Source organism: Actinoplanes rectilineatus (assembly GCF_000962825.1).
Taxonomy (GTDB): Bacteria; Actinomycetota; Actinomycetes; order Mycobacteriales; family Micromonosporaceae; genus Actinoplanes; species Actinoplanes rectilineatus.
The window spans coordinates 188,566-207,841 of the sequence record NZ_JZKF01000004.1 but is presented as its reverse complement, the minus strand read 5'-3'; the positions used below and the strand labels follow the sequence as shown (position 1 = coordinate 207,841).

Annotated in this window: 22 protein-coding genes; 3 read left to right on the top strand and 19 right to left on the bottom strand. The window is 67.8% G+C overall.

The genetic code is table 11. The annotated features are described in order from the left end of the window. Nucleotides 1-25: 25 nt before the first annotated feature. On the top strand, nt 26-373 hold the full coding sequence (locus tag WH85_RS04580) for a histone-like nucleoid-structuring protein Lsr2 (RefSeq protein WP_045740365.1): 348 nt from the start codon (nt 26-28) through the stop codon (nt 371-373). Nucleotides 374-498: 125 nt separating this feature from the next. Here WH85_RS04580 and WH85_RS48465 read toward each other — a convergent pair whose 3' ends face one another. Then, the gene (locus tag WH85_RS48465; RefSeq protein ID WP_083448790.1) at nt 499-918 is read right to left on the bottom strand and encodes a type II toxin-antitoxin system Phd/YefM family antitoxin; all 420 of its coding nucleotides are present in this window, start codon (nt 916-918) and stop codon (nt 499-501) included. Between the two features lie 179 nt (nt 919-1,097). On the opposite strand from WH85_RS48465, the gene WH85_RS50000 reads away from it, so the two are divergent. Continuing rightward, nucleotides 1,098-1,490, top strand: coding sequence for a hypothetical protein (locus WH85_RS50000; protein WP_157410767.1), 393 nt, complete (start codon nt 1,098-1,100; stop codon nt 1,488-1,490). Between the two features lie 147 nt (nt 1,491-1,637). Here WH85_RS50000 and WH85_RS04575 read toward each other — a convergent pair whose 3' ends face one another. The 7 genes from WH85_RS04575 to WH85_RS04550 form a co-directional block, all read right to left on the bottom strand. After that, complete coding sequence (locus WH85_RS04575; RefSeq protein ID WP_045740364.1) at nt 1,638-2,381, bottom strand: hypothetical protein; 744 nt, start codon at nt 2,379-2,381, stop codon at nt 1,638-1,640. 249 nt (nt 2,382-2,630) lie between these two features. Then, nucleotides 2,631-3,269, bottom strand: coding sequence for a hypothetical protein (locus WH85_RS46685; RefSeq protein ID WP_052720153.1), 639 nt, complete (start codon nt 3,267-3,269; stop codon nt 2,631-2,633). Next, entirely contained in the window at nt 3,266-4,627 is a 1,362-nt protein-coding gene (locus tag WH85_RS04565; protein ID WP_052720152.1) for an MFS transporter, read from the bottom strand. Before WH85_RS04565 ends, WH85_RS46685 begins: the two co-directional genes overlap by 4 nt. Nucleotides 4,628-4,752: 125 nt before the next feature. Next, complete coding sequence (locus WH85_RS04560) at nt 4,753-5,196, bottom strand: hypothetical protein (protein WP_045740363.1); 444 nt, start codon at nt 5,194-5,196, stop codon at nt 4,753-4,755. A 759-nt stretch (nt 5,197-5,955) separates the two neighbouring features. Next, nucleotides 5,956-6,168, bottom strand: coding sequence for a DNA-binding protein (locus WH85_RS48460; protein ID WP_083448789.1), 213 nt, complete (start codon nt 6,166-6,168; stop codon nt 5,956-5,958). Nucleotides 6,169-6,413: 245 nt separating this feature from the next. Then, complete coding sequence (locus WH85_RS04555) at nt 6,414-7,568, bottom strand: NsdA family TPR-like regulatory protein (protein WP_169792413.1); 1,155 nt, start codon at nt 7,566-7,568, stop codon at nt 6,414-6,416. Between the two features lie 42 nt (nt 7,569-7,610). After that, nucleotides 7,611-8,102: a hypothetical protein gene (locus WH85_RS04550; protein ID WP_045740362.1), complete on the bottom strand. Its 492-nt coding sequence runs from the start codon at nt 8,100-8,102 to the stop codon at nt 7,611-7,613. A 277-nt stretch (nt 8,103-8,379) separates the two neighbouring features. On the opposite strand from WH85_RS04550, the gene WH85_RS04545 reads away from it, so the two are divergent. After that, nucleotides 8,380-9,021 (top strand): phosphotransferase family protein, encoded by a 642-nt coding sequence (locus WH85_RS04545; RefSeq protein WP_342669771.1) that lies wholly within the window; start codon nt 8,380-8,382, stop codon nt 9,019-9,021. 137 nt (nt 9,022-9,158) lie between these two features. On the opposite strand, the gene WH85_RS04540 is transcribed toward WH85_RS04545, so the two are convergent. The 11 genes from WH85_RS04540 to WH85_RS04485 all read right to left on the bottom strand — a co-directional run bounded on the left by WH85_RS04540 (nt 9,159) and on the right by WH85_RS04485 (nt 19,227). Further along, nucleotides 9,159-9,869, bottom strand: a complete 711-nt coding sequence (locus WH85_RS04540) for a creatininase family protein (RefSeq protein WP_045740361.1) — start codon at nt 9,867-9,869, stop codon at nt 9,159-9,161. 136 nt (nt 9,870-10,005) lie between these two features. Then, the gene (locus tag WH85_RS04535) at nt 10,006-10,260 is read right to left on the bottom strand and encodes a nitrilase-related carbon-nitrogen hydrolase (protein ID WP_045740360.1); all 255 of its coding nucleotides are present in this window, start codon (nt 10,258-10,260) and stop codon (nt 10,006-10,008) included. Nucleotides 10,261-10,545: 285 nt separating this feature from the next. Further along, a complete protein-coding gene (locus tag WH85_RS04530) occupies nt 10,546-11,145 on the bottom strand; it encodes a cadmium resistance transporter (protein ID WP_045740359.1) in 600 nt (199 codons plus the stop codon). 45 nt (nt 11,146-11,190) lie between these two features. Continuing rightward, the gene (locus WH85_RS04525) at nt 11,191-11,835 is read right to left on the bottom strand and encodes a cation diffusion facilitator family transporter (protein WP_045740358.1); all 645 of its coding nucleotides are present in this window, start codon (nt 11,833-11,835) and stop codon (nt 11,191-11,193) included. Continuing rightward, nucleotides 11,832-12,209, bottom strand: coding sequence for an ArsR/SmtB family transcription factor (locus WH85_RS04520; protein ID WP_045740357.1), 378 nt, complete (start codon nt 12,207-12,209; stop codon nt 11,832-11,834). The genes WH85_RS04525 and WH85_RS04520 overlap by 4 nt, the downstream gene beginning before the upstream one ends. 210 nt (nt 12,210-12,419) lie before the next feature. Then, nucleotides 12,420-12,866 (bottom strand): hypothetical protein, encoded by a 447-nt coding sequence (locus WH85_RS04510; protein WP_045740355.1) that lies wholly within the window; start codon nt 12,864-12,866, stop codon nt 12,420-12,422. Beyond that, complete coding sequence (locus tag WH85_RS04505) at nt 12,863-15,010, bottom strand: hypothetical protein (protein ID WP_045740354.1); 2,148 nt, start codon at nt 15,008-15,010, stop codon at nt 12,863-12,865. Before WH85_RS04505 ends, WH85_RS04510 begins: the two co-directional genes overlap by 4 nt. After that, entirely contained in the window at nt 15,007-16,737 is a 1,731-nt protein-coding gene (locus tag WH85_RS04500) for a hypothetical protein (protein ID WP_045740353.1), read from the bottom strand. Before WH85_RS04500 ends, WH85_RS04505 begins: the two co-directional genes overlap by 4 nt. Further along, the gene (locus WH85_RS04495) at nt 16,734-18,287 is read right to left on the bottom strand and encodes a site-specific integrase (RefSeq protein ID WP_045740352.1); all 1,554 of its coding nucleotides are present in this window, start codon (nt 18,285-18,287) and stop codon (nt 16,734-16,736) included. Before WH85_RS04495 ends, WH85_RS04500 begins: the two co-directional genes overlap by 4 nt. Beyond that, nucleotides 18,182-18,856: a carbon-nitrogen hydrolase family protein gene (locus WH85_RS04490; protein ID WP_052720150.1), complete on the bottom strand. Its 675-nt coding sequence runs from the start codon at nt 18,854-18,856 to the stop codon at nt 18,182-18,184. The genes WH85_RS04495 and WH85_RS04490 overlap by 106 nt, the downstream gene beginning before the upstream one ends. A gap of 32 nt (nt 18,857-18,888) precedes the next feature. Then, entirely contained in the window at nt 18,889-19,227 is a 339-nt protein-coding gene (locus tag WH85_RS04485; protein ID WP_052720149.1) for a hypothetical protein, read from the bottom strand. Nucleotides 19,228-19,276: the final 49 nt, after the last annotated feature.

The following is a 19,276-nucleotide window of genomic DNA, read 5'->3' as shown; positions in this document are numbered from 1 at the left end:
GTGACGATTGGGAGTGCTGACTTTAATGGCCAAGCAGACGATCACCGTCCTGACGGACGATCTCGATGGCGGCGATGCCGATCGCACCGTGGAGTTCGGGCTGGACGGAGTGAATTACACCATCGACTTGTCGGAGCAGAACGCGGGCAAGCTTCGTAAGGCTCTCGACCCGTACCTTGAGAAATCTGTCCGAGTTGGTCGGCAGCCGGCAAGCGGACGTATCACATCTCGAGGTGCAGCGGCTCAGCCCAGCCGGTCCAACCGCGATCAGAACCAGGCGATCCGGGAGTGGGCGAAGAAGAACGGCCACGAGGTTTCCGATCGTGGCAGGATCCCCACCGGAGTGGTTGAGGCGTTCCACGCCACCCGCTGAGCCTGCATGTTGATCGTCCTCCGACCTGGCCGGGCGAGACGCCGCTGCGAATTCCTTGCTGGAGAACTCGCAGCGGCGTTTCAGCAAGTTGGCCCATACCCTGGTCCTGGATTTGCATCGCTGTTCTAGTCGCTGTCTGATGGTTGCTTCGTCAGCGTTTCGCGGTGGGCTATACGGAGCTCGTCGACGGCGCGGTCGGAACCTCGAGGCCGGAGCCGGTCCAGCAGGACCCAGGCGTTGGTCAACGCGTGTTCCAGTTCTGTGATCCGTGCAGCGTGCTGACGGCGTACCGCTTCGCGAACCTGCTCGATGCGGCGCATCCAACCGGCAGCGGCCGTTTCCGAACGTGCTGTCGATGGGGTTCGGGCTTCGCTGCATGCCACTTCTATCGGCACGATCGCGGCAACTGGCTGCCCTCGATCGGTGATCACGGTGACTTGGCCGGTAATGGGGGTTAGCCGCACAATTTGGGTCAGCCGCGTCCGGGCTTCAAGCAGCGGCAGTTCGATACGACGGCTCGGCAGCGGGACTGCGGGTTCAGCCATGAGCTCATAGTGACGCGAGGCTATGACATTTTTCGTGGCGGTCACCGATATCGTGGCGACCGAGCTCGCGACTGCGCCGAGCCGTCATACCCCTTGGCCGTCGACTGAGTTGATCACGGTGGTCGTACCGACTAGCCAACTCGCTGCTGATGGCAGCCGATCGGCCGTACCGTCGGAGGATGATCACGCCCGGCGCCAACTATCCTGGTGCGTTACCTATCGCTAACGGTAGCGAGGACCTCGCTGCGGCTGCGCTTGACGTTTTCCTCGCCGCGGTGAGTGAACGTGCGACTGAGCTGGAGCAGGTGCCGATCCGGCATCGTGTCGCGCACCTGGAGGGCGACCCGGTGCGTGCGCCCGAGGCTGATCGTGATGGCTGGTTTGCGTGGGTTCTGTCGATGTCTGATGGCACGACGGTGCAGGTCCGTATCCCCGGCGTCGAAGTCGTCCGTATGCGAGACGATCTCAGTGCCATGGCTCCGTGCCTGTACGTGAATGCCAATCCGTGGGGTTGGGACGCTGCGGTCGGGTCCGTGGCGAATGAAGGAATGAAGCTGAGGCAGTCGCCGTAGTCCGCGATGGCCTCCAGAAACCTGAGATCTGAGAACCGCGCTCCGCTGCCGCACTGGTCGTGTGGAGTACATGCCAGCCGTCGCTGGCAACACAGCAGCCCCGCACCAGGGTGCGGGGCTGCTCGAGCAGGATTACGTCGGTTCGAGTCAGGTGCCGTTGGTGCCGGCGACCTGGTCGGCCGGTGGCGCCTGCACGCTCACGAGTGTGCCGAAGTCGGAGTAGGTCAGGTCCATCGAGTAGGTACCGCCCTTGGTACGCGGCACGTCAAGGTGGTAGCGGGTGAGGCGGCCCTGGTCATCGAGGTCGGCGGTGAAGGCCCCGGTCGGTGCCGGTGCGGCGCTGGAGCTGCTGTCCGGGGTCGGCAGGCTCAGGGCCCTGGCGACGGCAGAGGTGTCGAAGGTGCCGGTGAAGTGGCGGGCGCTGGTGCGCTGCACGCTGGTGGCCTGGGTGAGCGGGTTGGCCATCTTGGCGCCGTCGAAACCTTCGGCGAGGCTGGCTGATTCGGATTGGTTGATGCGCCGCCACGGCTTGTCCTTGGTGCCGGGCAGGCCCGGGGTGTTGCTCTTGAGGTAGACGACGTTACCCAGGATGCGCCATTCGATGACCGAGGTGCCGCCGCCGCGTTTGGTGGTGGCGGTGAAGGCGCCGATCTTCTTGGTCGGGTCCATGGCTCCGTCGAGCCGGGCGTCGGTGGTGTCGATCTTGACGGTCATGGTCATCTTGAAGGTGTCGGTCTTGAGTCGGCCGGCGGCGTTGGCGAGCTGGGCCGCGGGCGTCGTCGTCGGTGGGGTGCTCGTGCGGGATTCAGGCTGCTTGGTGTCGGTGCAAGCGGTCAGGGCGAAGGCGGCGGTTGCCGCGAGGATGCCGGTGGTGAGGGTGCGTCGTCGCATGGTGGCGGGTGCCTCCCGAGAGTGGTTCTGCCGATGGGTGTGCGATCGGGGTAAGGCGGCGTCGTGGCCCGACTGCGCCGTTGGGCTCGGTGGGTGCGCGGCGGCGAGCTGGTCGAGCTGGTCGGCGTCGGAGATGTTGGGCCCGTTACTCCGGGCCGTGTGGCCGCCATTTCGCGGGACGGAAGGGTGTCGCTGCGAACCGCAACGACACCCTTCCGCCGATCCGGGGACTTCTGTCAGCGCTCGGGCTCAGAAGTCGGCGTAGCCGGTCGCGCCACCTGCGTAGCCGGGGGTGTTGACCAGGATCCCGAGCCGCATCCGGAAGTAGGTGCCGTCCTTAACGTTGGTAGCCGCGTTCGCCCAGGCGCCGGCCGCGATGGTGGTTCGGTAGTTGCAGGTTCGACCGGTCTTGCCGAACATCACGCACACGACGATCTTGCCCTTGGTCGTGTTCTTGACATTGATGTCCCGGCACTCCGTGGTGGTCTTCAGCACCGGTGTGGTTGTGGCGTTCCACTGACCAGTCGGGTCTTCCGGGAAGGCAATACTGCCGTAGCCCTCGAAGTGGAACCGGTACGGGGCCGCCCTGCACCCGGACGCGGCCAGCGTCGAGATCGAGCCGGCGCCGGGGGTCGGATCGCGGTAGGTGGCGGCCTGCGTCGAGATCGAGCCGGCGCCCGGGGTCGGATCGCGGTAGGTGGCGGCCTGTGCGGGGGTGGCGCCCATCAGCGGTAGGGCCGCGGCGATGGCGGCGGCGATGATCAGCAGCAGCGGGGTGCGGCGCCGGGTTCGAGCGACGACCCGGGTCGCGCTGATCGCCTTGTTGTGACGGGGGCTTGCCGCAGCAGCTTCGGCGATCGTGCTGGTGCGGGTGAGGGTGGTGTTCATAGGAGGGCTCCTTCGAGCTCGAGGACCTTGCGGTCGCTGTGGTTGGTGGTGACTTCGGGCGTACGGGTCGGATGGTCAGGCGTTGTCATGTCGTCGCCGTCAACGGGCACGGGCGTGTGGTGGCTGCGAGGGTTTGTCCTCTTGCGGTGGTGGCGGCCGCGACTGCTGTGCACGACCGGGGCGGCGATGACCAGCAGCGTTGCGAGGGCGGGGAGGATCAGCAGGGCGTTGCCGAGGCCGATGTGCATGGCGGCGCCGCCGATGATGGCGGGTCCGGTGACGTAGCCGAGGTAGCCCAGCGCGGCGACCCGTGACAGCGCCGCGCCGGGGCGGGCCGGGTCGAGGCTGCCGGCGGTGGAGTAGAGCAGCGGGACTACGCAGGACAGTCCGGCGCCGAGGCAGGCGAACCCGGCGATCGCGGTGGCCGGGGTGCCGCCGATCAGGCCCAGGGCGAGACCCCCGCCGCCGATCAGGCCGCAGCCACGCAGGAGCGCGGCGGGTGCGACGGCGGCGGTGAGGCGGTCGCCGACGAGCCGGCCGAGGGTCATGCTCGCCGCAAAGGCGGCGTAGGCGGTGGCGGCCATGGCGGGTGTCGCGCCGAGGCGGGTGAGATAGGTGCTCGCCCAGTCGGCCGCGGCGCCTTCGCTGATCAGGGCGCTGAAGGCGAGCAGACCGAGCAGCAGGATTCTCGTTCGGGGTCGGTGTTGCGCCGGTTCGGCCGTGGCGGTCGGTTCCTGGATGGTGGGGTTCGAGGCGGGTGCGGGGATGAGGTGGTGGATTGCCCAGCCGGCCGCGGCGGTAGACATCACCGCGGCGGCGGCGAAGGCGTCGGCGACGCTGAGGCCGATGTGGGCGCAGGCGGCCGACAGCAGAGCCCCGACGACACCGCCGATGCTGAATAGCGCGTGGAACGAGGTCATGATCGGCCGGCCGTACGCGGTCTGGCACGAGACCGCAGCGGCGTTCATCGCCACGTTGAGGGTGCCGTGCAGGATGCCGAAGACCAGCAGGGCCGCGGCCAGCGTCGTCCACGTCGGGGCGTGCCCGGCGAGTAGCAGCGCCGCGCCGAGGCCCAGCGACGGCAGGACCATCACGGTGGTGCTGCCGTGCCGGTCAATGAGCCGGCCGGCGGCGCGCATGCCGACCAGCCCGCCAGCAGCCAGGAGGAGCAGGCAGATGCTCAGCTTGGCGTCGGCCATTTTGATGTTGTGCTGGATGGTGGGGATTCGCGCGGTCCAGGTGCCGATGGTCATGCCGGCGATGGCGAACATCAGGCTGATCGCGAGTCGGTAGCGGCGCAGCACCTCGGGGACGACGCCGGTGATCGTGCTGGACTCCGGGCTTAGGGCGATGGTCATGGAAGATCTCCACGGAGGGGATAGTGGGCGTCACGGCAGCAGCGGAGAAGGTCTCGCGTGCGGCGCCGGCTTCTGGGGCCGGTGATGCCGGCGGAATCACCGCCCCATGCGGTCAGCCGTACGGATCAGCCGATGGTGGCGCAGGCGGTGCCATAGCTCGAGTAGCCGTTGGACGTGCCGGGCCCGGTCTCGCCGGTGTAGCGCCAGAACTTGGAGCAGATCTTGGTGCCCTTGGCGTAGTTGCGGTTGACGTTCCAGGTGCCGGTGGTGACCTCGTCACCGAAGACCGACTTGGAGCAATATTCCTTGTCGCTGCCGCCGTTGGAGTCGGCGTAGTGCTTGCCGTTGATCAGCACCTGGCTGTGGCCGTACCGGCACGTCTTGGCGTAGAGCGCGACGCGGCTCTTGATCGAGTTGACGTGCAGCTTGGTGCCGTTGACCGCCACGCAGGAGGCGTAGGCGTCGCCCTTGCACTTGTCCGCGCTGGCCAGGGCCGGCGTGGCCGCGGTGAGCGTGAGGCCGAGCGCGGCGGTGACGATGGCGCCGGTACGAGCGATGGTCTTGTTCATGGTTGCCTCTCCGGGAAGGTTGGTGGGCCCGGTCCGGCGGCGGGATGGTGATGAGCCGGCCGCGGGCGCGCCGACCGGTGTCCGCCGTCTCGGTTGACACCCCGCCGTTGGATGCGGTGCGGGATGTTGGAGGCTCGGCGTCGGTCGCTTCCCTGACGACCCTGCCTGCTCGGCTGACCGCGATATAGCTGTCCGCAGCTGTCCTGGGCTGTCCTTGGTGACGCGGCGGGACGCGCTCGCTTCGACGTCGTGGGTTTGTGAACGAGAGGCCGAAACAGCGGCCCTCGATCAGGCGCACTGAGAGATCAGCGGCCTCTATGACCGGTGAGGTGAGCCAGCCCGATCACCGTTCCGTCCGCGGGAGCTCGCGTTGGATTGCCCCCAGCGCGGGTCGCCGGGTAGTCGACGTGGGTGGGGCCGGTCAGCAGGATGAGCATGTGGAAGAAGGGGCCGGCACGCCCGGCGGTTCCTGGAGACGTCGACACCCTTGATGGCCGATCCTCATCCCCGCCGCCCTGTTCGACCGGCTGACGGCTCCCATCACCGCTGAACACCCCGAGCCGAAGCCTGGGTAGCCGGGCCTGCCAATATGGTCCAGCGCGACCCCTGACGCATTGGACGCCTTCGCGGCCGCGCTCGCCAAGGTCTCCCGACGGCTGCGCGACAACAAGGCCAATGCCCTGCACCTCGCAGAGATGGCTGAGGCAAGCGACGTCTGGTGCCAACATCGCCTTGATCACCAAGGTTGAGAGTGGGCGGTTACGGTTCGTCAGTAGCCGGTTGATCCTGTCGGTGCGTTCCGATCCAGGTTTCGACTTCTTTCTCGTACCAGACTTTTCCTTGCGCCAGTTCAGCAGCGGGTCGAGGGAAATCATCGCGGCAGGTGATCTGGTAAGTCCGCTGCCGGCTCACTCCGCCGAGTCGGATGCGAATCTCGTGGGCGCCCATCAGTCGAATCCGCTGGCCTGTCATGAGACAAGTCTAGTCGTTAAGCTAGTTGTTTCACAGCAAGTGGGGATGCGGCTACTCGGCCGGCGGCGGCAGGGATCAGCGTCCGCTGTCGTAGCCGGTTCGCGCAGTCTGCGGAGTGGCTCAGCTCGACCACTTCGACCGAAGTGTCCTCGGACTGGGGGCTAGGGTGGCGGTCGGATCTCCATCTCGATGGTTTCGGGCGTGCGTCGGCGATGGCTCGTGCCCGGCATGAGCAGTCCGGTCGGTTACGTGCTGGTCTGGAGCAAATCGGTGGCGTCGTTGCAGAAGCGGCGGACCACGGGGATTCGGCGGTATGGGGTCAGGTCGGCGACGAGTCGGCGGACTTGTCGGATGCACCGGGTGGAGCTGACCTGACCGCTGAGCAGGTGCACTGCTTCGTCGCCGTGTTCGATCGCCCGGTCGAGGTTGGGCCTGTCTTGGCGGACGTAGGTAGTGGCGAGCAGGACGTTGTGCAGCGCGCCTTCGCGCGCGGACTGCTGGGTGTGTTCGGGCAGCGAGCGGCCGAGGTGGGTGCGTGCCTGCGACCAGTTGCCGAGTTTCAGGTAGCAGTAGCCGGCCTGGGCGTCGGCGTGGGCCGGGGTGATCCAGTAGGCCCAGGGCGGGTTGCCGGTGCTGGCGGGTGTGTCGGTGAAGCGAGCGAGCGCGCTGTCGATGGCTTCGCGGCAGCGGTCGGTTTCCTCGGCGTTGGCATAGGCTTCAGCGGCCCGCAGATCGAGGATCGTGGCGACTTGCGGTGAGCTGGCGTGGTATCCGGTACGGGCGGTCTCGGCGAGGGTAACGGCTTCGCGGATCTGCCCGATGTCTTTGGCTTGGCAGCTCATGAAGCCGAGGATGTTCGCGCCGAGGGCGCGATCGCCGGCGGCGTGGGCGGCACAGAGGCCAGCGATCCAGAAGCGTTGCGCTTGGGCGTGCAGGCCCGAGTCGAAGCTGAGCCAGCCGGCCAGGCGCAGAAGTTCACCGGCGCTAGCGTGCAGGCGCAGCCCGACGAGGCTGGTGTAGCGGCGCTGTTCGATGAGGTCGATGACGGTGCGCAGGTGTTGGCGGACCAGGCCGATCGCCGAGGCGCCGCCGAGGTGGTCGTCCATGCGGCGCAGGCTGTCGGTGATGGTGTCGAGGTGGTCGACGACGTCCATCGGCAGGTGGTGACCCGCCGTCTTTGTGACGTCGCCGACCGGGTGGGCGATCAGCCATTCCAGCGCAGGGGAGGTCATGGACGAGCCGAGAACGGTCAGGAACATCCGCCGGTACATGCCTCCAGCCTCCGTGACGATCTGGGTTGCCCGCAAGGATCCGGTCGCGGACCAGGGCAGCACGAGCGCTGAGGCGGAGGGGACCAGGACCAGCGATTTCCGTCCTGTCGCCAAGTGCTGATCGAGCACCCTCCTCGCCGCCTCCAGTCAGGGCTGGCATGAAGGGTCAACTCACAGGCCGTCGCGCAGCAGCGCGAACATCCGGTCAGGTTCGGTGAGTAGACCCCCGCCGTCGTGCGGCCACGTCGCCGGATCTCGCAAGACGATCCCGAAATAGGCCGTGTCCGGGCGAAAGTCCCAGGTGGGATCGACCACGAGCCCGTCCCCGGTGACGCACCAGCCATGCGGCAATGGCACCACCTGCCCGCTGGCGGCCACCGCGGCGAAGCCCTCGGCATACAGCAGTCCCTCGCCGGCGTAGGTGGACGCGGTCGCTGCGGCGTTGCCGTAACACCACCGGTCGGGCAACTTCGGCACCTCCACCGGCCGGGGCGCCGCGGTGAAGAACACCCCGTGCGCCTCGAGCAGGTGGTAGACGGAGCCGAACACCCATTCCGGTGGCCGGGCGTTGAGTTCTGCGACTGCCGCGCAGCTACGCAGGTACGACAGCAAAGTCTGCTGCACCGGGGTCAGGCTGGTGTCGCGTAGTTGTTCCAGCGTCATCGCCGTGGTGTCTCCTCCCCAGGTGCTGCAGTGCATGGTAGAACGCAGCAACAGGTGCTGTGCCCCTGCGCTGAGCGCTAGGCCACCTCGACAGCCTGGGATCGGGATCGGGGTGTCGATTCACACGAAGGAGTGGCGGATGGCTCATGGCTGGACCGCGGTACCGCCTGTCGTGGCACGGGAAATTCTGCAGCGAGCCGGTGGATCCGACATCACCCCGGCCGCTACCGGCGATCATGCCGAGCTCGCCGTGAGCGTCGGCGGGCCGAATGGGTCAGTGTTCGTCAAAGGTGCCTCGTCGCCGCTGGGCGTGCGGTCGCTGCGCTACGAGGTGCAGGTGAACCGGAACGTCGACCGGCGATACGCTCCGGCGGTGCTCTGGGACTTCGAAGCACACGGCTGGCTGGTAGCAGGGTTCGAGCACTGCAACGGCCGTCCCGGCGACCTGTCACCGGGCAGCTGTGATCTGACCTTGCTCAGCACGGCCCTGCCCGAGCTGGCCGGCCCGCCCGCGCCGGACGGGCCGTGGTTGAGCCCGCACGCCCGACTCGGGTTCGACCACCCGGCGCTGCACGGCGACACCCTTGTGCATACCGACCTGAACCCGGCCAACCTGATCGTGACCGCCGACGGCCTGCGCATCGTGGACTGGGCGTTCACCACCCAGGCCGCACCATGGCTGGAACTCGCCATGCTCGCCCCCTGGCTCATCGGTAGTGGTCACACCCCGCTGCAGGCCGAACAGTGGCTGGCACAGCACCCGACCTGGGCTGACACAGACCCCGAGGTCGTAGACCTGTTCGTAACGGGCAACGCCGCGAAATGGGCGCGCAAATCACAGCAGAGCAACGCCGCTTGGATACGCGATCTTGCCTCCTGGTTCGCCGCGTGGTCGGCTCACCGCGGCCAGACCACGTAACGGGCGTTCTGGCTGCCGGCATTGGACAGGCCACTTCACGGCGGCCGCAGTAGTCGGTTGCCCGAATCGGCATCTCCGATGGTCTTGCACGGCGTCGGCCGGCGCGCTTGTCACGGCACCCGGCCCGGCGGCGATCGTTACTGGTCAAGAGCCAGCAGGTGAGTGCCGAAGCTTACGGTCAGACTGTCCAGCAGAGCTTCGCCCTTGGCCGCAGTCGCCGCTGAGGGCATGCCGATGACGCCGCTCCGCGTGTAGGCGCTCATGCCGCCGACCAACAACATCGATCGCTCGTTGGCGGCATGGTCATCGTCCGGCCCCCCGTCCCCTAGGACCTCGGGGTAAGCCGCGGCCAAGATGGAAGCTTCCAGTTCACCGGCGTGCATGTCGTCGTGAGCGGAGGTTTTCAGCTTCGCGTCACGGCGGGCGGTGTCCCAGTCGGTCCGGGTCGGGAACAGCGTCATCGAGCGGGGCGTGTGCGCGTTGGCGGTCTGGACCACGTTGCCCAGAACGTAGTTGCCGCCGTGAGCGTTGACGAGCGCGAGCCGGGTGACACCTTGCGCGGCGAGCGAGGCGGCCACGTCGGTGACGATGGCGGCCAGTGTCTGATGGCTGATGCTGACCGTGCCGGGCCATGCCGCGTGTTCGTGGGAGCAGGACATTGTCACCGCTGGCAGGAGCAGCACGTTGTACGTGGCGGCGAGACGGGTGGCGATGGCCGTCGCGATGAGCGTGTCGGTCGCCAGCGGCATGAGGTCGCCGTGTTGCTCGAAACTACCGACCGGCAGGACCGCGGTTGCCGCACGGCGCGCCCGTACGTCAGCGGTCGTCGTGCGCGGTATCAGATCCATCGGCTCATCCTGGCACCCAGTACGGACAGTGGTCCTCGACGAGGATGACCTAACCCCCAAAGCGTGGCGAACCAACGGGCAATCACCGGCTCAGCGAACAACCATGATCATGACGAGCAGCGGGCCGCAGCGGGTGTCAGCTGATCTCCGCGACGATCATGCCTGTTGTCATCAGTGGTACCTGCTTCACGACCTCGCCGCGTGGTGAGAGGAGGCTGGTAGGGCCGTAGGCGATCCGCAAGTCGCCGCGCACCCCGGTGACATCGGAGGACACCAGCCACATGCCTGTCTCGCGGGCCCGGTCGGCTCGCATGCTGTGGTGCAGATCCTTGAACTGGTCCGCGACCGGGCGGCGCAGCATGTTCTGTGCGGCGACCAGCTTCCCTGTCAAGTGTTTCTGTTCAAGGTTTCTGGACTGTATGAGATCCGCGCCGTGGACGGGTGACTATGTCCGCGAGAACCAGCCAGAACCGGTTGAGGCGAGTCTCTGAGACCGGTAATTCTGACGGTGTTCCGTGGCTCCGCCAGGCCTGTGATGGCCCCATTGGGCGACGTTTTTGCTCGGCGTGACGGCCTGATTTGGCCCGGCAGCGAAGATCAGATAGTGGTCGCGGGTGATGCTGTGTTGTGGTCACGGGGTCGTCTATCCGTTCGGCGCGGATGTCCGGCCGTAGGCTCAGAGACCGAATGCGCCGCCTTCGACGAGGATTGTCAGGCCGATGCCGATCAGGACTATGGGCAGGATGACGTGGCCCCAGCGGGAAAGACTTCTCGCGATCAAGGGTCGGGTCGCGAGGAACCAGCTGGCGGCGCACCAGATCGCGACGCCGACGAGGAAGACGATCGCGTAGACGGTCATGCCGCTGGTGCCGGCGACGGTGAAGACCGGGACGTAGACGCCGATGTTGTCGCCGCCGTTGGCGAACGTCACGGCAGCGACTTGTAGTGCTGACGGACCGGCGTCGTGTTCCTGCTCAGCGTCGTCATCGGGGTCGTTGCGGTGCCGCCAGGCGTTCACGCCTGCGCGGATGCCGAGCGCGAGTGGGAGCAATCCGAGGTAGGGGATCGCTGCTTCGGGGAGTAGCCCGGCGCCGAGGGCGCCGACGATCGCGGCGGCCAGGATCGCAAGGAAGCCGAGGTATTGCCCGGCGACGACGCGCCAGGCTCCGGCTTTGTGGCCGCGGGTTTGGCCGAAGAAGACGGCGAGCACGAGCAGGTCGTCGATGTTGGTCACGGCGAACATGCCGGCGGCCTGGCCGAGCAGTGACAGGCTCACCGGTCTCCTTCGTCGCGTGCAGTTGTTCAGTGCGGGTGTGGGCGGTCAGTCGTCATCGTCGTCGTCGCAGACGAGTTCGCCTTCCCAGGCTTCTTTGCCTTCCATGATCGCAAACCCGGCGATGACGAACCCGGCGACCGGATCCAGCCAGGTCCAGCCGAGCAGGGCGTAGGCGAGCAGGCCGGCGAAGGTGGACACCGACAGCCAGGCGCACAGCTTCGTCTCGGCGGCGTCGGCGATGACCAGCCGCGAGTTCATGGCCAGGCCGGCTTTGCGTTTGGCGTGGGCCAGCCACGGCATGATGATGATCGACGCACCGGTCAGGATGATGCCGACCAGGCTGGTCTCGGGCTTTTCGCCGATGAACAGGTCGCGGATGCCTTCGACGATCACGTAGGCGGCGAGAGCGAAGAACGTGAACGCGATGAACTTCAGCGCCCGGCGTTCCTTGGCTTCGTCGGCGTGCCCGCCGCGTAGTTCGGCGGTAAGCCGGGTCAGGACCACCGCGGCGGCGGCAACCTCGATGCCGGAGTCGATGCCGAACCCGATCAGCGAGACGGCGGAGGCGGCCAGGCCGGCGGTGACGGCGATGACGCCTTCGATGAGGTTGTAGCCGATGGTGAACCAGCCGTAGCGGATCGCCCGGCGGGCGGCGGGGCCGGTGACATCGGGTAGCGGGTTGGCACTCATCGGCAGGTGTCCTCACAGGTGTCGGTGCCGTAGGTAGGGCAGAGAGCGACGGCGTGCCCGGTGGCCGCGAGCAGTCCTTCGGCGGCGGTGAGCAGATCGAGCAGCTGCGGCTGGGCCAGGGCGTAGAACATCTGCCGGCCCTGCGGGCGGCCGGTGATAAGGGCGCAGTCACGCAAGCAGGCCAAGTGCGCCGAGACGGTCGACTGGGCCATGCCCAACTGGGCGGTCAGGTCGACCACCCGGGCCTCTCCTTCCGCGAGCCGGCGCAGGATAGCCAGGCGGGTGGGGTCAGCCAGGCTGCGGAACAACGCCGCGGCCGGGGCCAGCTCCAGTCCTGGATGTGCTGTGACCGCACCTTCACCTATCATCGCCATCAGGCGATGATAGCGGACTCGACGGATGAATGGCGGTGCGGACGTCAGCCGTTTATGCGGTGCAGGCGCAGCACCGGTCAGGCGGCGGTTTGCTGCCGCAGGCGGGCGTGGGCGAGACGGTAGGAGTCAGTGCCGGTCTCGATGATGTTGCCGACGAAGGTGAGCCGGCCACGATGGCGGCACACTCGGACAACGGTTCCTGCCGTCGCCTCAGTCGGTGATCACCGGAAAGTGGATGAGGTTGTCGGGGACCTCGGCCAGGATGTCCGCGCCAGTTGCGTCGCGGGCAGGTGCGGGATTTTCGGAGCGGTCTGCCGTTGCGCGGAGAACGGTGTTGGCGAGGGTCAGGTTCGTGACGAGCTGCCGAAGTTTGTTGATCTCGGCGGCCTGGTCCGCGACGGTCTTCGTGAGCCTTTTGACGGCTTCCTGGAGTCGTTTCTCCGTGTCCGGAATCTGGTGGGTTTCGGTGCGGACCCGCGCGTAGAACTCGGTCTTGAGGTCGGCGTGCCGCTTGATGAGGGCCATGCGGTGGACGCCGGCCTCGAGAGCGAGGGAGACGACGGTGAGGCTGCCGTTGGAGGTGGTGGCCTGTCCGGTCAGGAGCCGGTGGATGGCGGCGCGGATGCGGGCGCGTTCGTTGTCGTGCTGCTCGGTCACTCCAGCTCTCCTGCCGTGCGGGCGGAGGCGTCGTGGGTGTCGGCGAAAGCGCGGAGCCGGGCGGCGTCCCGGCGGAAGCGGGCGCCGAGGGGTCCTGGGGAACAGGCGGCGAGCGTGTCTCGCTCGTTCGCTCGTTCGCGAAGACTTCGGGCGTGGGTGTCGCTGCGGATCGCGTTGCCGCAGCCCTGCTCACAGGCGTCCTGGCGGGGCGCGGTCGCGTCGGGGTCCGGGTCGCAGAGCGCGTTGGCGTGCTTGAAGACACAGATGAGCATCGCGTCGGGGTTGTCGAACAGGACCAGACCGTCACGGGCGAGGTACTTGGCCGCCTTCTTCGCATACTGGGCAGAGACGATGCGGCCTTCGAAGCGGGGTGCGGTGGTCGCGGCGGTCAGAGCGCGACGCGAGGCAGGTCCGGAGATCTTCTCGCCGGCGGCGAGGCGGTCGCGGAGCTGGGCGGCGGTGTCGGCGGCAGCGAGGGCGGTTTCGACGTCGAGGACGCTGTGCAGGCCGCCGTTGCTGCGGCTGGCGTAGCCGCTGGAGGTGCGTGCGTCCAGGACAGTGCGCATGTGCCCGTATTGGATCGCGAGGGCGATCAGGCCGCCGGGACGGCGTGCGATGTGCCAGGCCAGCGTTCTTCTGAGGCGGGACATCGCAACGGCGCCGTGCGGATCGTCGGGGACGACTTGCTCGGACAGTCCTTGCCTGTGGGCTTCACGGTTGGCCCACTGGATGAAGTCCCTGATGCGATAGCGCAGGCCGACGTTCTTCAACGCGCCGTGGTTGCCGCGCTGGTGGGTGAAGTCGTGGTGGGCGGCGCTGAACAGCAGTTCACCGGCCGGGACGATGCGTTCCAGGACGCGGATGGCGTGGACGACGGGGGTGATCGCGACCCACGGGACCCCGCGCTCCTCACCGGCGGAGATGTGGTTGCCGTCGTCGTCGGTGACGCTCTTATAGTGATGCCCGCGGATGAGGTGCCGGCCGAGGGTGCCGTCGGCGGCCGGTTCAGGGTCGGGACAGCAGCCCGACCGCAGCCCTTGCACCTCTTGGGGTCTCATGCCAGTGAGATAGAGACAGATGATCATGGCGGCGGTGCCGAGGTGTCGCATCAGTTCACTGGCCTCGCCGAAGTCCAGATGTTCCCGCCATGGCCTCCCGTCGATCATGCCGGTGACCGGGACCCGCATGGGGCATCCGCCGGGTCGCTGGGCGGCCAGCGCGGACAGACCGTGCGCCTGGTTGAACCAGTCGACCTGCCGCAGGCTGGCGCCGGTGGTCGCGGCGACAAACGTGCGGGCCAGGGCGTCGACGCTGTGGTGTTTGATCGTCGGGAGCGGTGCTCCACTGGCGATCAGAGGCAGCAGGGTTGCCGTGAGCGCGGTTCGCCCGGCGGAGCCATCGGAGGGTTTGTCGGCGAGGTCGGTAAGACGGCGGTTCTCGGACCAGGCTGCCAGGACGTCGTCGGCGAAGTCGTCGACCATGCGGATCGCCCAGACCAGGAGTGGCCCGATGACCTTCGGGTCGAGGGGTTGGGTGGAGTTCTCGCCGCTGCCGGCGCCGTCGGCTGCTGGGAGGTAGTTGTCGACGCCCTCGGTCTCCCACGGGGGCTGGATGACGCCGATGCTGCTGCCGGCGAGTTGGTCAAACGCCCACAGGCTCGTCAGCTGGCCGAGTACCCGCGCGATGCGCTTGCGGGGGCTGCCGCCGGCGCGGCGATCGGCGACGTACTCGCTCCAGTCGTCGTGGGTGCAGGCGGCGAGGTCGGTGATGCCGCGCCGATGCAGCCACCGAGCCAGCAGTATCCACTCGGCGACGCTCCCTCCCATGGAGACAGCCGACCTCCGGGCACGGGCATGTGCCCCGCGAGTCCGCAGGTAAGTGGCCCTCAGCTCCCCGTTGATCATGACCCAGGCGAGCACCTTGACCTGCTCGCGCAGTTCCGCGGGGCACCGCGCCCAGCGGATCTGGGTGAGTTTCGTGCTGGGGTTGTCGATCAGCGGAGCGAGCGACCAGATGAGGTCGCGGAAGCAGGAGTTGGGATGCCGGTTTCCGGCGCTGATCCGGTGCGGCAGCACGACCGGGTCGCGCGGGGTGGGTGTGGGCAGCGCATACCGGTCGTCCTCGACGGCGAGGGCGGTCGTCACGGGGCGAGGTGTCCTTCCAACAGGAGTCTGATCAGGGTGCGGTCGTCTGCGGTGACCTGGGCCAGCGCGGCCTTCCAGACGGCAGCGCCGACCTTGCCGCGCAGGTCTTCCAGCCGCAGCAGGTGATCACGCCAGCGCGGGTTCCAGTGCCTGTCCGGGAGAGCGGAGCGCAGGCTGTGCAGGTGCTGGTGCAAGTGCGCCAGGCGAGGGTAGTGGCCCGGATGAACATGAGCGTTGGGGCAGGCCAGGCAGAGCAGGAAGTCCGCCCCGCAGCCCCCACCGAGGGCAGGCCAAGGGCTGTTGTTCTCGTCCGCGCAGTCCGCCGTCGCGGTCGGCTGATGCCGCGCGTCCGGCTCCGCGTCGAGGTGGCCCTTGAACACGATGTCGCGGGCCTGTTCCAGTGCCTCCTGGGCGCCAGCCTCGATGACCTCGAAAGAGGCGCGCTGGACCCGCTTGTCAGGCAGGACATAGACGCTCTCGTGGGTGCCCCGAGTGTGCTGCAGCGGACCCTCACGGACCACCGTTGTGCGGCGGGTGCGCTGAAACGGCGAGCCGTCCAAACTGTGGTGCCGGACCCATCTCATCGCGTCGTCGCTGGAGACTCCGAAGCTCAGCGGCCCGACCGGCCGTGGGCGGTCAAGCTCCAGGTGGTCATTGCCGACCCGGCCGGTGCGGGCGGTCATCAACAGGTCGACGCCGGGTGCCAACGTGGCGGCCAAGCGGCGGGCGTGCGCGGTCGCCTCCAGCGCCTCGGTGATCAACCGTCCCGCCGAGCCGCTGCCGGAGTCGGTGATGTTCTCCGTGTCGAACCAGTGGCCACCGCCCCTGCGGCGTTTCTCCACCTGAACGTGGTAGGTCACCGAGCGCTTCTCGCCTGCCGACGGCGTGGCGGCCGGGGTCGGCATCCGGTCGAAGACCGATAGATTCCAGCCGAACCGGTCGGTGAGCAGGACCGCCAACGCGGTCAGTTCCGGGCGGGTGAGAAACAGCCTTCCCCAGGTGAGTTCCACGGCATGTCCGCCCAGCAGCCTGCGGTTGCGGGCGTAGACGATGCCGCTGTGCCCGACCCCGCGGGGAACGTCGCCGGTGCGGGCGAGGTAGTCGAGGATCTGGCCGATGCGTTCCTCCCGGCTGCCGGCCGGCAGTTCCCCGCCCCGCCAGCGTTGCAGCAGGCCGGTGTTCGTCCGGATGCGCACCAGCGCGGTCCGGAACTGCCACCTGGCCGCCAGCCGCACCCGGTCACGTTCCGCGTCCTCATACGACTGCTTGCTGGGTTCGGGTGCGGGGACGCGACGGGCAAGCTCCTCTGCCACCGCACCGACCTGGAGCCTCGGGTCTCGTCGCAGCAACGCTCGAACCGCGGTCAACGTGATCCTGCCGGCGTTGTTGCCGACGTTCCTGGCCCGCCAGCGTTTGAACATCGCCGCGGTCACCTCGTCCAGATCCTGAGGTGGCCGCTCGAACTCGGCCAGGAACCGCGTGAAGATCACGAGCCTGATCCAGTAGCTCTCAGCGGTCCTGATGCTGGTCCAGCCACGTGACTGCGCGGCGAATGCCGCAGCCAGGGAACCCCGCATCGGCTCTGGGGCCGGCAAGTTGGTGAAGTCGAACGTTGCGGCGTGTCCCTCGTGGTTGATCACGGTCACCATCAGGCCCTGCGCGGCCAGAGCGGGTTCGACCCGGTAGCCCGCCGGCGGCCGTGCTGCCCGATGGCCCTGCCCGGTCACCGGCTTTCCTGCGGCAGTTCGTCGACCAGCGTGTCCACGTCCTGAATCCCAGAGGTCTCCCGGGCCAGCCGGGAGAACACCTCGTCCAGATCCTCGACCCGCTCCGGCGGGGCGTCGGCGCCGTCCGAGCTGTCGTCGGCCGCGGCGAGGATCGACTCGAGCTGCAGGTGCGTGACCGGCGAAAGGTAATGCCGTTTGGTTGTCTCCACGTCCGAATGCCCGAGCAACGTCTTGACCAGGAACCACGGGTCGCCGAACAGCAACGCGAAGTCCCGTCGGTCCGCCGCGGTCAGCCCGAACCGGGCCTCCATCAGCTGGTTCAACACGATCAGCATGTAGAGCGCGAACGAGTGTCGGCAGGCGTGCGGCGTCGCGTATGGCGTCTTGCCTCGCGCCTCCGCCGTCCGGAAACCCCGCCCCACCTCGCGTTCCTCGGCCGTCAGCAGCTCCCGCTCGCAGCGCAGGTTTGCCTCGCGGAACACGCCGTTCCACTGCTCCGGCGGCATCGGCGTGCCCTGCTCCGTCAACCACAACCAGGCCGGCTCCAGTCCGTCAGGGCCCTCAATGAACAGCCACTGTCGTTCCCTCCAGCCCAGCCCACCCAGCCGCTGCCGGCCAACCGTGCCGTCCAGCTCCCGCCAGCGCACCACCGGATCCTGGCCGCGCGACACGTTCGTGACCCGCCGCACCAGCGGCAACCGGTCGTAGCGGCCCTGTTCCTGCGCCCGCTGCACCGCCCACGCCCGCTCCGACTGGACATACGCTTCAACCTGGCCCACCGCGTCCACGCCCGCGTAGAACGTGCGGTCCCTCTTCGACCGGGTCACCGCGCCGGCCACCCGGCCGTGCAAGTACCGGCCGGACCGTAACCGCTGCGTCGGCACCTCGAACGTCAATAGCGAGGCGCCCTCTTGACGGCGCAGGCCCGAGCTCAGCAGCAGTTGCACGAACGACGTGTTCCGCAGCTCGGCCCGCGACGCCCAGTCCAACGCCGCCACCCCGCCACGAATATGGCCCCGCAGCCCGATGTTCGACCAAAGCCCCCAAGTCCGCGGCGTCAGCCACGACACCCGCGAGCTCACCGCATGCGCCGCCCGGTCCTCGCGCCGCGACACGTCCACCGGCAGCGGCGACACCCGAGCCCACCGGAACAACTTGGTAAAAGCCGCCGCCTCCCGATTCCACTTCGCACCGCTGATCCGCCGCGGATTCTCCGGTGCCCGGCACCGCCACGCCCGATAATCCGCAAGGTCCCGCACAGACGCTTTTCGCCACGGCACCCCACGCGACCATAAAAAGTCCAGCAACAGCCGAATGTCCGTCGCGTAGTTCCGCTTCGTTTCCCGCTCCAACCATCGGAAGTCGTTCGAGCGCACGAACTCCAAAAGGTCCAAGTCCACCGTGAAATCCGGCGCTAGAAACACCGGATCACCCGCCTGCAAACTCAGCCCCGCGACCGCCCGCGGCAGGTCCCGAACCCCCAGCACGTCCTCCGACAGCGGGCCCCAGCCACCCGGATCCGGCACCCGCACCACACGCCACTCGCCCACTCCACGCCTCCCCTGACCTCTTGAACACAAAAGATCATCAGGGAAACCAGCAACACCTGCGCACCCTGCGCGGCGACCTGTGCGGCGGGTTCCGGGAACTGCGTGTCGGAGCAGATGTTGATGCCGTACCGAACGCCGCCCTGCACGAAGGTCGGGTAGGTGTCGCCGGGGTCGAAGATGGTCTCGCCGGGCATCAGACGGGTTTTTCGATAGCGGCCGATGAGCCGGCCGCCGGTGACGACGGCCGCGGTGTTGAAGTACCTGCCGTGCTCGGTTTCGATGACGCCGACGACCACGGTGGCCTCGATGGGGGCGAGGCGCCGCAGCACAGCGGTGAAGGCCGGCGAGGTGAAGTCCATCGCGTGCCGGCTGACGTGGTCGGGGTCGAAGAGGTAGCCCTGCAGGAAGCATTCCGGGAAGAGCAGCAGGTCAACATTTTTGTCGGCGCCTTGCCGGGCGAAGTCCTCGATCCACGCCAGGGCGGCTTCGGTGTCGGCCATGATCTCCGGGGGCTGGCAGGCACCGATTCGCAGTCCGCCGGCCGGGCTCGGGTCGGTGCTGTCAGCCATAGATGATGTTCCCATCGTTTGTGTGCTCGAGGTCATTTCCCGCAGTGGTGGGTTGCGGTGAAGGTGTCGTAGACCGAAGCCAGCGGCGAGTCGTCGTCGATGACGGTGTGCCCGCGCGGGTGCGGGAAGTCCGGGATCTGCTCCCGCAGGACGTGCAGCGGATGGGCCGGGTATTCCCGTACGCGGGTGATGGGCATGGCGTAGCCGTGGGGCTGGTCTTGCAGGTAGGCGTAGACCGTGGCGCCGTTGCCCGGCCGGGTTCGTTCGGCAAGGTCGGCCAGACGGCGGGGTTCGTCCATGATCGCCGGGGCGAGGCTGATGACGGCAGTCAGGGCCGAGGTCGGCGCGTTGAGGAACACCAGCCAGCTCACTGGTGTGCCGGTGAGGAAGCGGCGCCGGAATTCGTGGCGCTTGTCCCGT